Source organism: Pseudomonas sp. KK4 (assembly GCF_001984065.1).
GTDB lineage: Bacteria > Pseudomonadota > Gammaproteobacteria > Pseudomonadales > Pseudomonadaceae > Aquipseudomonas.
In genome coordinates, this window is record NZ_LYVP01000125.1 from 1 (window position 1) to 14,665 (window position 14,665).

Here is a 14,665-nt window from a genome sequence, read left to right on the forward strand (position 1 = left end):
CCTCTTCGCGAGCAAGCCCGCTCCCACAGGGGTTGTGCTGACCCAGCCAGAAAGGAAACCCTCCATGACCCGCCTCACCGCCAAAGACTTCCCCCCGCAACTGCTGGAACTCTACGACTACTACGCCCACGGCCTGATCAACCGCCGCGAGTTTCTCGACCGGGCGGCGTTGTTCACCTTGGGCGGACTGACCGCCAGTGCGTTGCTGGCCTCGCTGAGCCCCAACTACGCCCTGGCCGAGCAGGTGGCGTTCACCGACCCGGACATCCTCGCCGAATACATCACCTACCCCTCGCCCAAGGGCAACGGCCAGGTGCGCGGCTATCTGGTACGCCCGGCCAAAGCCAGCGGCAAGGTCGGCTCGGTGGTGGTGGTGCACGAAAACCGCGGGCTGAACCCCTACGTCGAGGACGTAGCCCGGCGCCTGGCCAAGGCCGGTTTCATCGCCCTGGCCCCGGATGGCCTGAGCTCGGTCGGCGGTTACCCCGGCAACGATGAAAAGGGCAAGGCACTGCAGGAAAAGGTCGACCCGACAAAGCTCATGAACGACTTCTTCGCCGCCGTCGAATGGATGATGAAATACCCCGACGGCAGCGGCAAAGTCGGCATCACCGGGTTCTGCTACGGCGGTGGCGTGACTAATGCGGCGGCCGTGGCCTACCCGGAACTGGGCGCCGCCGTGTCGTTTTACGGCCGCCAGCCCGAGGCCAAGGATGTGCCACGGATCAAGGCGCCGGTGATGCTGCATTACGGTGAACTGGACACGCGAATCAACGAAGGCTGGCCCGCGTATGAGCAGGCGCTGAAGGCCGGGGGCAAAACCTATGAGGCCTTTATCTACCCTGGTGCCAATCATGGGTTTCACAACGATTCGACGCCGCGCTATGACAAGGCCGCGGCGGATCTGGCGTGGGAGCGGACGTTGGGGTGGTTCAACAAGTATCTGGTTTGAGCGTTTGCAGGGCCGGCCTCTTCGCGAGCAAGCCCGCTCCCACAGTGGATCTGTGTCGTTCACGATTCACTGTGGGAGCGAGACTGCTCGCGATGGCGGTATCAAGGCCTGCAGATTTATTTGGGCTGTGCGACCGTCCGCAGGTACGGCTTGTGGGTCTTGAACCCATCCGGGTATTTCTTCTTCGCATCCTCGTCCGACACCGACGTCGGGATGATCACGTCCTCGCCCGGACGCCAGTTAACCGGCGTGGCAACGGTGTGTTTGGCGTTCAGTTGCAGCGAATCGAGCAAGCGCAGCACTTCGTCGAAGTTGCGCCCGGCGCTCATCGGGTAGATCAGCATCGCCTTGATCTTCTTGTCCGGTCCGACCAGGAACACCGAACGCACCGTGGCGTTGTCCACCGCCGTGCGCGAACCGCCGCTGGCATTGGGGTGGATCATGTCGTAGAGCTTGGCCACCACCAGGTTTTCGTCGCCGATCAGCGGATAGTTGACGGCGGTGCCCTGGGTTTCTGCGATGTCACCGACCCACTTGTTGTGGTCGCTGACCGGGTCGATGCTCAGACCGAGGATCTTGGTGTTGCGCTTGTCGAACTCCGGCTTGAGCTTGGCCAGATAGCCCAGTTCCGTGGTGCAGACCGGTGTGAAATCCTTGGGATGAGAGAACAGGATCGCCCAGCCATCGCCGATCCATTGGTGAAAGTTGAGCGTGCCTTCGGTGGTGTCGGCGGTGAAATCCGGCGCTTCGTCGCCAATACGGATTGCCATGTTCGATCTCCTTGCAGTAAGGGTCAGGGGGGAACGAGCCAGTCAATGCGCAGACAGTATAGGAGAGCTTTGTGAAACGCTGACCAGATCCCGGAACCGATGAGAACCGTGGCGAGGGAGCTTGCTCCCGTCCGGCTGCGCAGCAGTCGTAAAACCGGAAAACCCGATGTGCCTGAAAGAATGCCGGGGGCCGCTGCGCAGCCCAGCGGGAGCAAGCTCCCTCGCCACAGGTCTTGCCCGAGCAGCCACTTAATCCACCAACGCAATCAACTGATACCGCTGCGCATCCGTCAGCGTCGGCCCGAATCCCGCGCCGGCGTTCTCCGCCATATAGCGCGGGTTTCCCGTGCCAGGAATCACGCAGGTCACCGCCGAATGCGACAACAGGAACTTCAGCGCCAGCTGCGGCCAGGTCTTGACCCCGACCTGCGCCGCCCAGCCCGGCAGCGGTTTGCCTTGTAGACGACCAATCAAACCGCCCCCGCCAAACGGCCGATTGCAGATCACCGCCACACCGCGCTCCCGGCACAGCGGCAGGATGCGTTTCTCGACGCCGCGATCATCCAGCGCATAGTTGATTTGCAGAAAATCCAGCGGCTCGGCCTTGAGCACCGCTTCCACTTCTTCATAGGCCGTGGACGTGTAATGGGTGATGCCGATGTACCGAATGCGCCCCTGCTCCTTCCAGTGGCGCAGGGTCGGCAAGTGAATCTGCCAGTCCAGCAGGTTGTGGATCTGCATCAGGTCGATGCGGTCGGTCTGCAGCAATTGGAAGGATTGCTCCATCTGCGCAATCCCCTCCTCGCGGCCACGGGTCCAGACCTTGGTTGCCAGGAACGCCGGCGAGCGCGGTTCGTGGATCGACAGCAACTCGCCGGTGTTCTCTTCGGCCCGACCGTACATCGGCGAGCTGTCGATCACCGTCCCGCCCTTCTCGAACAACGCGCGCAGCACCCCGGGCAATTGCTTGTAGGCCGGGTCCTGGGGCGCGACGTCAAATCCGCGATAGGTGCCCAGCCCCACCACCGGCAGGGGTTCGTTGCTCGAAGGAATGGCGCGGGTCTGCATGGTGTTGCCTCCTGCTGCCGTCGACGGCGCGCTGTGTGCCTGCGTCGGACCGAACGTGAAGACCGCCGAAGCGCCGGCAGCCAGCGTAAGTATTGTCCTGCGGGTAAAACCGTCCGGATGGCTCATGACAGATCCCTCGCTTGTGCCTCAGCTTAGGCCCGCCGGGCCTGACGCCCGGCCAGCCACAGGCACAACCCGCCCCACAACCCGGCGAATGGCACGATCAGCAGCGCCACCAGCGCCGTCAAACCGGCGGACAACCCGCCACTGGAAGGCTCAGCCTCAGCGCCGACGCGGTCAAATCCACCCTCGCAAAGAACCGCGTGCGGCTGCCTGTATCAGCGTAGCTGCCAGCGACAATTCGTCCCTGTTCGAAATACAACAAGGTCGCCGCGCGGGTGTGCAGCAGCTTGATCAGCAACAGCCCCAACAGGTAGGGCGAGCGCAGGATCAGGGTGATCCCGGCGAGGATGCCGCCGCCCATGCGCCGTTCGTCGATTGACGGTTTTTTTCAGATTGCGATTGGCCAATCAATCGATAGATCAGCGGCACGAAACGCCTGGCCGGCAGGCGATGCCAGCGCCGGACACTGGCACTATCAGCAACATGACCATGAAAGTGGCGGTGAACAGCCACTGCAACTTGTCGGCGCCGCCCTCAAGGCCCGGGGCATCGCGCAAGGGTCGCACCCGGTAGTCGCTGGCCAGCACACAGAAATGGAACGCGAAGCCCAGCATCAGGGCCGAACGTTCAGCGGGCTGCACATCGAGCCATCGAGGCGTGTTGGGCATCGCAGCCCTCCTCCAGCCACCGGCTAAACTCTGACAGCACCCGGAGCCGTCAATGCCCACTAACGTTAGCCGAATGTTCAGATCCCTGATGCTGGTCATCGCCATCCTTGTCGCGCTGTACCTGACGGCCTGTGCGGCGCTGTTCCTGTTTCAGCGGGCGCTGATCTATTACCCGCAACCACGGGACGCCGGTTCATCGGCAACGCTGCTGACCTTGCCCGTCGACGACACCCAGGTACTGGTTTCGACCCGTCCCCATGCCGGCCCGAAGGCGTTGATCTATTTCGGTGGCAATGCCGAAGACGTTTCGCGCAGCTTGCCGCTGTTCGCCCAGGCCCTGCCTGACCATGCCCTGTATTTCATGCATTACCGGGGTTATGGCGGCAGCAGCGGCTCACCCTCCGAAGAAGCCCTCGCCCGCGATGCCATGGCCCTGTTCGACAAGGTCTACGCCGATCATGCGCAGATCACCCTGGTCGGCCGCAGCCTCGGCTCGGGTGTCGCCGTACGTTTGGCCAGCGTGCGTCCGGCGGCCAAACTGCTGCTGGTCACGCCATACAACAGCCTCGTAGAACTCGCCGCCCGCCAGTTCCGATGGTTTCCGGTGCGGTGGTTGCTCACGGACAAATTCGAGTCCTGGCGTTATGCCGAACACATCGTCGTGCCGACGCATTTGATCGCGGCGGCAGATGACGAAGTGATCCCACCCGCCAGCACCCGGCGCCTCTACAGCCACTTCCCCAAAAGCGTGGCCACACTGCAGGTAATCCCCGACACCGGACACAACGCCATCAGCGACAACCCCGACTACCTCAAGGCACTGCAGGACCTGTAGGCGCGAGGCTTGCCCGCGATGGCGACATGTCAGATACATCAATGCTGAATGCCCCGCCCTCTTCGCGAGCAAGCCCGCTCCCACACCGGGTTCAGGTCGCATCCAAAATTGGTCACCCCGCCATGCCCTGGTGCAACCACCCCGACCATCGCCATAAAAAAGTGCATCCCCAACCGCCGACAGCCCCCAAAAGCCCCACCAAACTCGCCTTGCCGCTTCTGGCCCACCCTTTGCAACACCCCATGCGCAGTCAACGCAGATTGCACCTATACGACAAAGGCGCCGTGTAGCCCCCGTTTCGACGGAGGGCCGCATGGCGCCTTTTGCGTTTCTGGATCGGATCAAGTGCGGGTGGGGTTTCGAGGATGGCAGACAACAGCGTACGCAGCGTATGTCCCTATTGTGGCGTGGGCTGCGGCATCGTCATGCAGGTCGAGGGCAATCGGGTGGTCAAGGTCGTGGGCGACAAGGCCCACCCGACCAACCGCGGCCGGCTGTGCACCAAGGGCACTACGTGCGGCCAGGCAATCGCCGAGTCGGGGCGGATGGACAACGCCTACCTGCGTCAGGCCCGTGACCGCGACCCGGTGCGGGTCGCCATGGACCAGGCCATCAGCGAAACCGCCGGCAGGCTGCGGGGCATGCTCGACAGCCACGGCCCCAATGCCCTGGCGTTCTACGTCTCGGGGCAGATGTCCCTGGAGGCCCAGTACCTGATCAACAAACTGGCCAAGGGCTTCGTGCGCACCCACAACATCGAATCCAACTCGCGGCTGTGCATGGCCAGCGCAGGTAGCGGCTACAAGCTGTCGCTGGGCGCCGACGGCCCGCCCGGCTCCTATGAGGATTTCGACCGCGCCAACCTGTTCCTGGTGATCGGCGCCAACATGGCCGACTGTCACCCGATCCTGTTTCTGCGCATGATGGATCGGGTCAAGGCCGGCGCCAAACTGATCGTGGTCGATCCCCGGCGCAACGCCACGGCGGACAAGGCCGGGCTGTTCCTGCCAATCCGTCCCGGCACCGACCTGGCGTTGCTCAACGGCCTGCTGCACCTGCTGCTGAAAAACGGCCACACCGACCCAGCCTTCATCGCCGCCTTCACCGAAGGCTGGGAGGCGATGCCGGCCTTCCTCGAGGACTACACCCCGGACAAAGTCGCCGCGATCACCGGCCTGGACGAAGCAGACATCCGTCAAGCCGCGCACTGGATCGGCGAAGCCGCCGAGTGGATGAGCTGCTGGACCATGGGCCTCAACCAGAGCACCCACGGCACCTGGAACACCAACGCCTTGTGCAACCTGCACCTGGCCACCGGCGCGATCTGTCGCCCCGGCAGCGGCCCGTTTTCCCTGACCGGGCAACCCAACGCCATGGGCGGTCGGGAAATGGGCTACATGGGCCCCGGCCTGCCCGGCCAGCGTTCAGCGTTGGTCGAAGCCGACCGGGCCTTCATCGAAGACCTGTGGAACATCCCCCGCGCCAGCCTGCCGCGCACGGCCGGCGCCGGCACCGTGGACCTGTTCGAGCAAATGGCCACCGGCACGATCAAGGCCTGCTGGATCATCTGCACCAACCCGGTGGCTTCGGTGCCCAACCGCCGCACAGTGATCGAAGGCTTGCAGGCCGCCGAGCTGGTCATCATCCAGGACGCCTTCCTCGATACCGAAACCAACCGCTACGCCGACATCCTGCTGCCCGGCGCCCTTTGGGCCGAGGCCGAAGGGGTGATGATCAACTCCGAACGCAACCTGACCCTGATGCAGCAAGCCGTGACACCGCCCGGCGAGGCCTTGGCCGACTGGCAGATCATCGCGCGGGTCGCCTGTGAAATGGGCTACGCCGAGGCCTTCACCTACGCCGACGCCAGCGAAGTGTTCGAAGAGATCAAGCGCGCCTGGAACCCCAGGACCGGCTACGACATTCGCGGCGCGAGCCATGCGCGCCTGCGGGAAAAACCGTTGCAATGGCCCTGCGCTGAGAACGACAGCGAGGACCGTCATCCGATTCGCTACCTCAACGATGGCGTCAGCCAGACCTTGAACATCGCCGCAGACGGCAGCCGCCCGGCCATTGTCTTTCCCACCGAGAGCGGCAAGGGCATCTTCTTCGCCCGCCCGCACATGCCGCCGGCGGAAATGCCCGACGAGCATTTCCCCTTCGTCCTCAACACCGGACGCCTGCAGCACCAGTGGCACACCCTGACCAAGACCGGCAAGGTCGCGACCCTGAACAAGCTCAACCCCGGTCCCTTCATCGAGATCCACCCGGAAGACGCCGCCCGTTTCGGCATCCGCGACAAGGATCATGTCGAGGTGCGCTCGGTGCGTGGCAAGGCAGTATTGCCGGCGGTGGTCACTGACCGGGTGCGACCGGGCAACTGTTTCGCGCCCTTCCACTGGAACGATGTGTTCGGCGAAAACCTGGCGATCAATGCCGTGACAAACGATGCGGTGGACCCGATTTCGCTGCAGCCGGAATTCAAGTGCTGCGCCGTCGCCCTGCAACGGGTCGAGCTGATCGAGCATCGGTTGCTCGATGTGTCGGCGCCTGCCGTCGAACCTCTTACCGAATCCAGAGCCGACGTGACACTGATGTGGGCCTCGCAAACGGGCAATGCCGAAGCCCTGGCCGAACATTTTGCCAGCCGGTTGCGCAACGCGGGCCTGGCCGTCGAACTGGCTGCGATGGCTGATTTTCCTCCCGAGAAATTGGCCAGCACCCAGACCCTGGCACTGATCAGCAGCACCTTCGGCGACGGCGATCCGCCGGATAACGGCCAAAGTTTCTGGCACACCCTGAGCCGCACCGACCCATGCCTCAAATCCCTGCGATTTGCGGTACTGGCCCTGGGTGATCCCAACTACGACCAGTTCTGCCAGCACGGGAAAAACCTCGATCAGCGGCTTGAGCAATTGGGCGCCACGCGGCTGCTGGACCGGGTCGATTGCGACACCGAGTTCGAAGGACGGGCGCAGCAATGGCTGGCGCAGTTGCTGCAAATCCTGCAACCCGGCACATCGCTGTCGATTGACACTGTCCGCCCGGCATCCGCCCCTGGCAAGGCCAAACCCTTTGCTTCGCGCCTGGTGACCAACCTGCGCCTGAACCGGCAGAGCGCCAACAAGGACACGCGGATGTTTTCCCTGGCCCTGACCGATTCGGGCCTGCAATACGAAGCTGGCGATGCCCTGGGCGTGGTGCCGCGCAACTGCCCGGAACTGGTCGACGAAATGCTGCAACTGACAGGCCTTGGCGCTGACACGCCGGTGACCGTCGACAAGGTCGGTGAGCTGCCCTTGCATCAAGCCTTGACCGAGCACTTCGAAATCGCCCGCCCCAGCCCAGACACCCTGGCCTTCATCGCCGAGCGCAGTCGCCATCCGGGGTTGAAACAGCTGCTGGGCAGCGAACGCAAGGCCGAGTTGAAAGACTGGCTATGGGGCCGGCAACTGGCGGACGTGCTGCAGGAATATCCGGTCGACTGCTCCGCCAGCGAATGGCTGGGCACCCTCAAGCGTCTGCAGCCACGGCTGTACTCCATCGCCTCCAGCCCCAAGGCGCATCCCCAGCAAGTGCATCTGACGGTAGCCGCCGTGCGCTACGGCAAGCGCAAGGGCGTGTCCTCGACCTTCCTCGCCGATCGCGCCGAATGCGCCGAGGTGCCGGTATTCGTCCAGCCGTCGAAGCACTTCCGCCCGCCCGTCGACGGCAACCTGCCGATGATCATGATCGGCCCCGGCACCGGCGTGGCGCCGTTTCGCGGCTTCCTGCAGGAACGTCGCGCCCGGGGCGATACGGGCAAAAACTGGCTGTTCTTCGGCGAACAGCACGCCGCCAGCGATTTCTACTACCGCGACGAACTGCAAGGCATGCAGCGCGATGGCCTGCTGACGGAACTGAGCCTGGCGTTTTCCCGCGACCAGGTGCAGAAGATCTACGTACAGGACCGCATCCTCGAACAGGGCGCCGAGCTGTGGCGCTGGCTACAGGAAGGCGCCCGGCTGTACATCTGCGGCGACGCGACCCACATGGCCCGGGACGTCGACCAGGCCCTGCGCCGAGTCGCCCAGGACCAGGGCGGATTGTGCACCGAAGGCGCCGCCGACTACTGGCGGCAGTTGAGCGAGCAGAAGCGCTACCTGCGGGATGTCTACTGAATGGGTGGCCACCGAACATCCTGTAGGCGCGAGGCTTGCTCGCGATGAGGCCGCCATCGCGGGCAAGCCTCGCGCCTGCAGATCGGGTTCAGATCCACCCCTTCACAGGTACTCGACGTTCCCGTCCACACTGATCGCCTGCCCGGTGATGTTCCCCGCCGCCGGCGAAGACAGGAACAGCGCCATCGCCGCCACGTCCTCCATGGTCACCATCCGCCGCAGCGAGATCTTCTCCAGGTACTGGTCGCGCATGGTCTGGAAACTGATGTCCAGCGCCTTGGCCCGGGCATCGATCACCCGGTCCATGCGCTCCCCCGCCACCACGCCCGGCAGGATCGCGTTGACCCGGATGTTGTGCGGCCCCAGTTCGCCGGCCAGCGATTTCATCAAGCCGACGATCGCCCACTTGGTCGAGGCATAGGGGGTCCTGAACGGATAGCCCAGGCGCCCGGCCACCGACGACATGGCGATGATGTGCGGGTTGTGGCCGGACTGTTTCAGATAGGGCACGGCTTTGCTGAGGAAGTAGTACTGGCTGTTGAGGTTGGTGGCGATCGTCTGTTCCCACGCCTCGGCGTCCAGCGTTTCGACATTGCCGGTGGGCCCGGCGATGCCGGCGTTGTTGACCAGGATGTCCAGGCCGCCGAGCAACGAGAGGGCTTCGTCCATGATGCGGTCGACGTGCAGCTTGATGCCAACGTCCACCACACCGCCGTGCATGCCGGGGTACTCGAGCTTCATGCGATCCACGGCGCTGGCGTTGATGTCGCAGATGTACACCTGCGCACCCACCTCATGAAACGCCTTGGCAATGACCGCCCCGATCCCCGCGGCGCCCCCGGTAATCACCACTTTCAGGCCCGGTGGTGGTGTCAGCAAATCAACGATCTTCATCATCTTTTCCTTTTATTCTGCGACCGGCTGCGGCGTGGGTTCGGCATTGATGGCCCTGGCCAACAAAGGCACCAGCAACAATCCCAGCACCGCGGCGCTTACGATCACGTAGAAACCCGACGAGCTCAAGCCCGAGGCCTTTTCCGCCAGCCCGAACAGGTAGGGCCCGGCAAACCCGCCCAGCAAACCGATGGTGTTGATGAACGCCAGCCCGGCCGCCGCCTGAATCCCTTGCAGGCGCTTCATGGCAATCGCCCAGTAGATCGGCAGCACGCCGCCGGCAAAGAACGCGGTGGCCGTGAACAATGCGATTCGCGCCGACGCCTCATCGATCAGGGTAAAGGCCACGGAACTGGCGATCAGGCCACAGGTGAACAGCCCCAGGCAGTAGCAATCCCGGGCGATCCTGCGGTGAATCCTTGGCAGTACCAACACTCCGGCCAGAAAACCAATGCCGACACTGCTCGACAGCAAGCCTACGGTCAGCGGCGAGGTGATGTGCATCTGCTGGATGATCGACGGGGTGAAGAACACCAGCCCGACGAACGCCACCTGATTGAGGAAGTAGATCAGGCCGATGAGGACAGTGGTCGGCCGCTTCAGCGCCTTGACCCAATGGCCCGAATACTCGTGGGAATCAGCATGGCCGGGCAGCAATGCATGGGCCTCCAGGGAGTCCGCCTCGGCCTTGGTCAACCACCGAGCATCTCGCGGGCGCTCCGGCAATTTGAACCACAGGATCACGCCGACAATGATGCTCGGCAGGCCTTCGAGCAGGAACATCCACTGCCAGCCGTGCAGCCCGCCCATGCCGTCCATCTTCATCAACGCGCCGCCGATGGGGTTGCCGATGACCAGTGCCAGCGCCGGCGCAATGTAGATCCAGCCGATGGCGATGGCGCGATCCTTGGGCGCAAACCACAGCGTGACCATGTACATCAGCGCCGGAAACAGCCCCGCTTCGGCGATGCCCAGCAGCACCCGCAGCAGGTAGAAGGACCACTCACCCTGGACGAACATCATGGCCGAGGACAAGGCGCCCCAGGTCACGGCGATCCGAGCGATCCAGCGTCGCGGCCCGATGCGGTGGGCCAACAGGTTGCTGGGCACTTCCAGCAACGCATAACCGAGAAAGAAGATCCCGGCGCCCAGGCCATAGGCCGCCGCGCTGATGCCCAGGTCGGCGCTCAACGCCGCCTTGGCCAGCGCGACGTTGGTCCGATCCAGATAGGACATGAAGTAAATGGCGCACATCAGCGGAATCAGTCGCGCCATGGCTCGCCGGGTGGCCAGCCAATGGGTCTCAGCGGTACTGAGCATCATCGTCATGGTGAAACCTCTTTTTGTTATTTTTTTGATGGGTTCAAACAGAACACTTACAGGTCAACGTTGTGTCTGCCCTTGAGGCCGAGCATCTGCCGGGCTTCTTCGGGGGTGGCGATCTCGAAGGACAACTCTTCGAGGATGTGACGGATTTTGCGCACCTGCTCGGCGTTGGTCTTGGCTTTGACGCCCTTGGCCAGGTAGATGCTGTCTTCCAGGCCGACCCGCACGTTGCCGCCCATGATCGCGCCCATGGTCACGAACGGCAGCTGATGGCGGCCGGCGCCGAGGATGGAGAATTCGTAGTTCTGCCGGCCGAACAAGCGGTCAGCGGTGGAGCGCATGATCGTCAGGTTTTCCGGATCGGCCCCCAGGCCGCCAAGAATGCCGAAGCAGGACTGAATGAACAGCGGCGGCTTGACCAAGCCTTGCTCGACGAAATACGCCAGGTTGTAGAGGTGGCCGACGTCATAGCATTCGAACTCGAACCGGGTGCCGTATTCGCCCAGCTCCAGCATGATGTTCCTGATGTCCTTGAAGGTGTTCTTGAACACCACGTCTTCCATGCCTTCGATGTGCTCCCTTTCCCAATCATGGTTCCAGGTGGAGATCTTGCGGGCGATCGGGTGAATGGAAAAATTCATCGAGCCCATGTTCAGCGAGCACAATTCCGGCTTGGCGGTCAGCGGATACGCCAGGCGCTGGGCCAGGGTCATGCGGGTACTGCCGCCGGTGGTGATGTTGATGATCGCGTCGGTGGCCCGGGCGATCGCCGGCACGAACTGACTGAACACGGCCGGGTCCGGGGTCGGGCGACCATCCAGAGGGTCCCGTGCGTGCAGGTGCAGGATCGCCGCGCCGGCTTCGGCGGCTTCAATCGATTGCCGCTCGATGTCGGCCGGGGTCAGCGGAAGGTAGTCGGACATCGACGGCGTGTGCGTCGCCCCGGTGATCGCGCAGGAAATGATGACTTTGCGGTTCGGCTGACTCATGAAGATGACCTGTCTTGTTATTGGATTGTGCAGGCGCGATGACGATCGTAGAGATTCGCAGCCGGCGGGTGGCATGAAGCTTATTGAATTTTCAACGCGCCGGTAAGATCATTAACGGACACCTATAGATCCCTAAGGGACAGCGACAGGAGTCTGCCATGCCACCGAAAATGCCGTTGTTCAACGAACGCATCTACGCCCCCTACAAAATCGCCGCGCTGGTAGAAGTCCTCAGCGAACAGGGGATCGCGCCCGCCGACAGCCTCAAGGGCAGCGGTGTCGACGAAGACAGTATCTACGACGCCACCGCCCTGACCTCGGTCCGCCAATACGCAACGGTGTGCGGCAATGCGTTGTCGTTGTCCAAAGACCCGGCCACGCCCTTCAAGACTGGCTCGCGCCTGCACCTGTCGGCCTATGGCATGTATGGCTACGCCTTGATGTCCTGCCTGTCGCTGCGCGACTACTTCCGCCTGGGGGTGAAGTACCACTCGCTGGCCACCCCGACCCTGACCATCGAGTGGCACGAGTACGAAGACGAGGCCGTGTGGACCTTCCCCGACGCTTCCATTCCGAGCCCTTCCTGGGAGATCAAACAGTTTCTGATCGAGCAGCAGTTCACCCAGCACGTGACCCATCTGCAGGATGTGTTCGGCAAGACCTGCCCGCCGACCAAAGCCTGCTTTTCCTACCCGGCCCCGGCCCACGCCGAGATCTATGAGCAGTACCTGGGCTGCCCGTGCATCTTCGATCACGACCAGTGCGAACTGCACTACGACAGCTCGATCCTCGACCAGAAACCGCACCTGGCCCACCGGCTGACCGCCACCGTGCTGCAGGAGACCTGCGACCGCCTGATCGGTCAGGCCAAAGTGTCGTCGGGGATTTCCGGCGAGGTGTACCAGATGATGATGCAGACCCCCGGCGCCTTTCCCAGCATGGAGACCGTGGCCGAAAAACTGCACATGACCACCCGCAGCCTGCGCCGCAAACTTCAGGAAGAAGACACCTCGTTCGTGGCGATCACCGACGACGTGCGCTGCTCCCTGGCCATCGAATACCTCAAGACCACGATCATGAGCACCGATGACATCGCCTTGCTGCTGGGGTTTTCCGAACCGACCAACTTCCGCCGGGCCTTCAAGCGCTGGACCGGCAAGACCACCAAGGACTACCGCCAGGCCTGACCACAATCCCAGCTCGCTCGCGATCCTCTGTGGGAGCGAGCCTGCTCGCGATGGACTTCAGGACAACGCGGGGCATCAGACAGCCCGCGTCATCGTTGACGTTCATCGCGAGCGAGCTCGCTCCTACAGGAGGGGTTAGAGGATCGACAATGGATAGCTGATGATCAGTCGGTTTTCGTTGAAGTCCGCGAGGCTGAAATCGCGCTTGATCACCGAGTTACGCCAGCGCAGCGACAGGTTCTTCAGCGCGCCGCTCTGCAGCACATAGGTCAACTCGGATTCGCGCCCCCACTCCTTGCCATCGGTGAAGGCGCCGGAATGCACATTGGAGCCACTGATGTAGCGGTTCATCAGGGTCAGGCCCGGCACGCCCAGGACCACAAAGTCGTAGTCATGCCGCACCTGCCAGGAGCGCTCATCGGCAAAGTCATAGCTGTTGCTGAAGCTGTCGTTGGCCAGCGTCGCCCCGCTCGTACCGTTCAGGCGCATCCAGTTATCACCGTCGACCTTCTGCAGCCCCACGTAAAACGTGCTGGCCTGATACCGCGCCGAGAGCAGCGCCGAGTACGTCTTGTTATCCAGTTCACCGGCCAGTTTCTTGCCGTCATCCTCGCCACTGAAAAAACCCAGGTTGGCCCCCAGCACCCAGTCGCCGACTTTCTGGCTGTGGGTGAAGTTGAAATAGCGCTGGTGATAAATATCTTCCAGCTGTGCGTACCACGCGCCGACCTGGCTCTGGTTGTTGTTGAACGCATATTCCACACCAGAGAAGTTGAAGCGATCGGACGTCACACCCGGACGGTTGAACATCGACATCCGTTCCATGCTCGCATCGTTGCGCGGACTGTTACCGCGAAACTGCCCGCCGTAGAACGTGAAGTTATCCAGATCCTTCGACGTGATCTGTGCGCCACGGAAGGTTTGCGGCAACGAGCGACCGTCGTCGGAGCGAATCACCGGCAAGGTCACCACCCACTCACCGATCTTCGCTTGGGTCTTGGCGAAGCGCACTTTTGCCGCCACTGCCAGCCGCCCGAAATCGTCCGCCGGCCGCCCGTCATCGTGCACCGGCAACAGCTGCGTATTCGTCGTGCCTTTACCGCCGTCGAGCTTTTGTGAATACAGGCCCAACGCATCGAGGCCAAATCCGACCGTGCCGGAGGTAAACCCGGAGCGCGCATCCATGATCACGCTCTGCGTCCACTCCTCGGCCTTGGCTTGCGGGTAGGCACTCTCGGTGAAGTTGCGATTGATGTAGTAATTGCGCAAGTTCGCGCTGACATGGGCATCGTCGAAAAAACCTTCGGCAACTGCTGGAAGACAGCTCAACGAACCACTCAGTACGGCGAACTTCAAAGACGTGGCAACAACCTGGGTATTGATCAGCGCGCGATATCGCATGGGAACTCTCTTTTATTTTTATTGGGAGCGAGCAGAGGTCGGTGGGCTTTTTCCGGGCACGACATCGCCCTGGCCAGGCGCCTGTCGCAGACGCTGGCAAAACCTCCACCGATTGATTTTCACGAGGCGATACTAGCGGGAATCTGGTTTATTCAAAGATCAATAGCAGACAGCATGAGATCCCAAAAGGACATTGAGAGTACGGGTGGCGCGCCCACCCTCCTGCTGTGGGAGCGGGCTTGCTCGCGAAGGCGGTAGGTCAGGCGACATTGATGTTGGACAGGCCGGCCCC

At 62.7% G+C, this 14,665-nt stretch carries 12 protein-coding genes; 4 read left to right on the forward strand and 8 right to left on the reverse strand.

Annotation, left to right across the window (positions count from 1 at the left end):
* The first annotated feature begins 64 nt into the window (after positions 1-64).
* Positions 65-952 (forward strand): YghX family hydrolase, encoded by an 888-nt coding sequence (gene yghX / locus B0W55_RS25345; protein WP_077048652.1) that lies wholly within the window; start codon positions 65-67, stop codon positions 950-952.
* A gap of 116 nt (positions 953-1,068) precedes the next feature.
* On the opposite strand, the gene B0W55_RS25350 is transcribed toward yghX, so the two are convergent.
* The 4 genes from B0W55_RS25350 to B0W55_RS31290 all read right to left on the reverse strand — a co-directional run bounded on the left by B0W55_RS25350 (position 1,069) and on the right by B0W55_RS31290 (position 3,581).
* Entirely contained in the window at positions 1,069-1,722 is a 654-nt protein-coding gene (locus tag B0W55_RS25350; protein WP_077048653.1) for a peroxiredoxin, read from the reverse strand.
* Between the two features lie 249 nt (positions 1,723-1,971).
* Positions 1,972-2,916: an aldo/keto reductase gene (locus tag B0W55_RS25355; RefSeq protein ID WP_077048654.1), complete on the reverse strand. Its 945-nt coding sequence runs from the start codon at positions 2,914-2,916 to the stop codon at positions 1,972-1,974.
* Between the two features lie 118 nt (positions 2,917-3,034).
* Positions 3,035-3,274 (reverse strand): hypothetical protein, encoded by a 240-nt coding sequence (locus tag B0W55_RS31285; RefSeq protein ID WP_077048655.1) that lies wholly within the window; start codon positions 3,272-3,274, stop codon positions 3,035-3,037.
* Between the two features lie 58 nt (positions 3,275-3,332).
* Positions 3,333-3,581 carry a hypothetical protein gene (locus B0W55_RS31290; protein WP_077048656.1) on the reverse strand — a complete coding sequence of 83 codons (249 nt, stop codon included), beginning with the start codon at positions 3,579-3,581 and terminating at the stop codon, positions 3,333-3,335.
* Positions 3,582-3,633: 52 nt separating this feature from the next.
* On the opposite strand from B0W55_RS31290, the gene B0W55_RS25370 reads away from it, so the two are divergent.
* Both B0W55_RS25370 and B0W55_RS25375 read left to right on the forward strand, forming a co-directional pair.
* The gene (locus B0W55_RS25370) at positions 3,634-4,416 is read left to right on the forward strand and encodes an alpha/beta hydrolase (RefSeq protein ID WP_077048657.1); all 783 of its coding nucleotides are present in this window, start codon (positions 3,634-3,636) and stop codon (positions 4,414-4,416) included.
* A gap of 365 nt (positions 4,417-4,781) precedes the next feature.
* Positions 4,782-8,576, forward strand: coding sequence for a bifunctional nitrate reductase/sulfite reductase flavoprotein subunit alpha (locus tag B0W55_RS25375; RefSeq protein ID WP_077048658.1), 3,795 nt, complete (start codon positions 4,782-4,784; stop codon positions 8,574-8,576).
* 102 nt (positions 8,577-8,678) lie between these two features.
* Here B0W55_RS25375 and B0W55_RS25380 read toward each other — a convergent pair whose 3' ends face one another.
* From B0W55_RS25380 to B0W55_RS25390, 3 genes are read right to left on the reverse strand one after another with little or no spacing between them, the layout of a single operon-like run.
* Positions 8,679-9,470: an SDR family oxidoreductase gene (locus B0W55_RS25380; RefSeq protein ID WP_077048659.1), complete on the reverse strand. Its 792-nt coding sequence runs from the start codon at positions 9,468-9,470 to the stop codon at positions 8,679-8,681.
* A 12-nt stretch (positions 9,471-9,482) separates the two neighbouring features.
* Positions 9,483-10,799, reverse strand: a complete 1,317-nt coding sequence (locus tag B0W55_RS25385; RefSeq protein WP_077048660.1) for an MFS transporter — start codon at positions 10,797-10,799, stop codon at positions 9,483-9,485.
* A 47-nt stretch (positions 10,800-10,846) separates the two neighbouring features.
* Positions 10,847-11,785, reverse strand: coding sequence for a 3-keto-5-aminohexanoate cleavage protein (locus B0W55_RS25390; RefSeq protein WP_077048661.1), 939 nt, complete (start codon positions 11,783-11,785; stop codon positions 10,847-10,849).
* Between the two features lie 158 nt (positions 11,786-11,943).
* Between B0W55_RS25390 and B0W55_RS25395 the strand changes: the two genes are divergently transcribed.
* Positions 11,944-12,972: an AraC family transcriptional regulator gene (locus tag B0W55_RS25395; RefSeq protein WP_077048662.1), complete on the forward strand. Its 1,029-nt coding sequence runs from the start codon at positions 11,944-11,946 to the stop codon at positions 12,970-12,972.
* A 135-nt stretch (positions 12,973-13,107) separates the two neighbouring features.
* Here B0W55_RS25395 and B0W55_RS25400 read toward each other — a convergent pair whose 3' ends face one another.
* The gene (locus tag B0W55_RS25400; RefSeq protein ID WP_077048663.1) at positions 13,108-14,373 is read right to left on the reverse strand and encodes an OprD family porin; all 1,266 of its coding nucleotides are present in this window, start codon (positions 14,371-14,373) and stop codon (positions 13,108-13,110) included.
* Between the last annotated feature and the right edge of the window lie 292 nt (positions 14,374-14,665).

Excerpts from the sequence above, each read along its gene's own strand:
- B0W55_RS25355 (WP_077048654.1), bottom strand. The coding sequence starts at position 2,916 with ATGAGCCATCCGGACGGTTTTACCCGCAGGACAATACTTACGCTGGCT.
- B0W55_RS25370 (WP_077048657.1), top strand. The coding sequence starts at position 3,634 with ATGCCCACTAACGTTAGCCGAATGTTCAGATCCCTGATGCTGGTCATC.
- B0W55_RS31285 (WP_077048655.1), bottom strand. The coding sequence starts at position 3,274 with ATGGGCGGCGGCATCCTCGCCGGGATCACCCTGATCCTGCGCTCGCCC.
- B0W55_RS25350 (WP_077048653.1), bottom strand. The coding sequence starts at position 1,722 with ATGGCAATCCGTATTGGCGACGAAGCGCCGGATTTCACCGCCGACACC.
- B0W55_RS25395 (WP_077048662.1), top strand. The coding sequence starts at position 11,944 with ATGCCACCGAAAATGCCGTTGTTCAACGAACGCATCTACGCCCCCTAC.
- B0W55_RS25385 (WP_077048660.1), bottom strand. The coding sequence starts at position 10,799 with ATGACGATGATGCTCAGTACCGCTGAGACCCATTGGCTGGCCACCCGG.
- B0W55_RS25400 (WP_077048663.1), bottom strand. The coding sequence starts at position 14,373 with ATGCGATATCGCGCGCTGATCAATACCCAGGTTGTTGCCACGTCTTTG.
- yghX (WP_077048652.1), top strand. The coding sequence starts at position 65 with ATGACCCGCCTCACCGCCAAAGACTTCCCCCCGCAACTGCTGGAACTC.
- B0W55_RS25380 (WP_077048659.1), bottom strand. The coding sequence starts at position 9,470 with ATGAAGATCGTTGATTTGCTGACACCACCACCGGGCCTGAAAGTGGTG.
- B0W55_RS31290 (WP_077048656.1), bottom strand. The coding sequence starts at position 3,581 with ATGCCCAACACGCCTCGATGGCTCGATGTGCAGCCCGCTGAACGTTCG.
- B0W55_RS25390 (WP_077048661.1), bottom strand. The coding sequence starts at position 11,785 with ATGAGTCAGCCGAACCGCAAAGTCATCATTTCCTGCGCGATCACCGGG.
- B0W55_RS25375 (WP_077048658.1), top strand. The coding sequence starts at position 4,782 with ATGGCAGACAACAGCGTACGCAGCGTATGTCCCTATTGTGGCGTGGGC.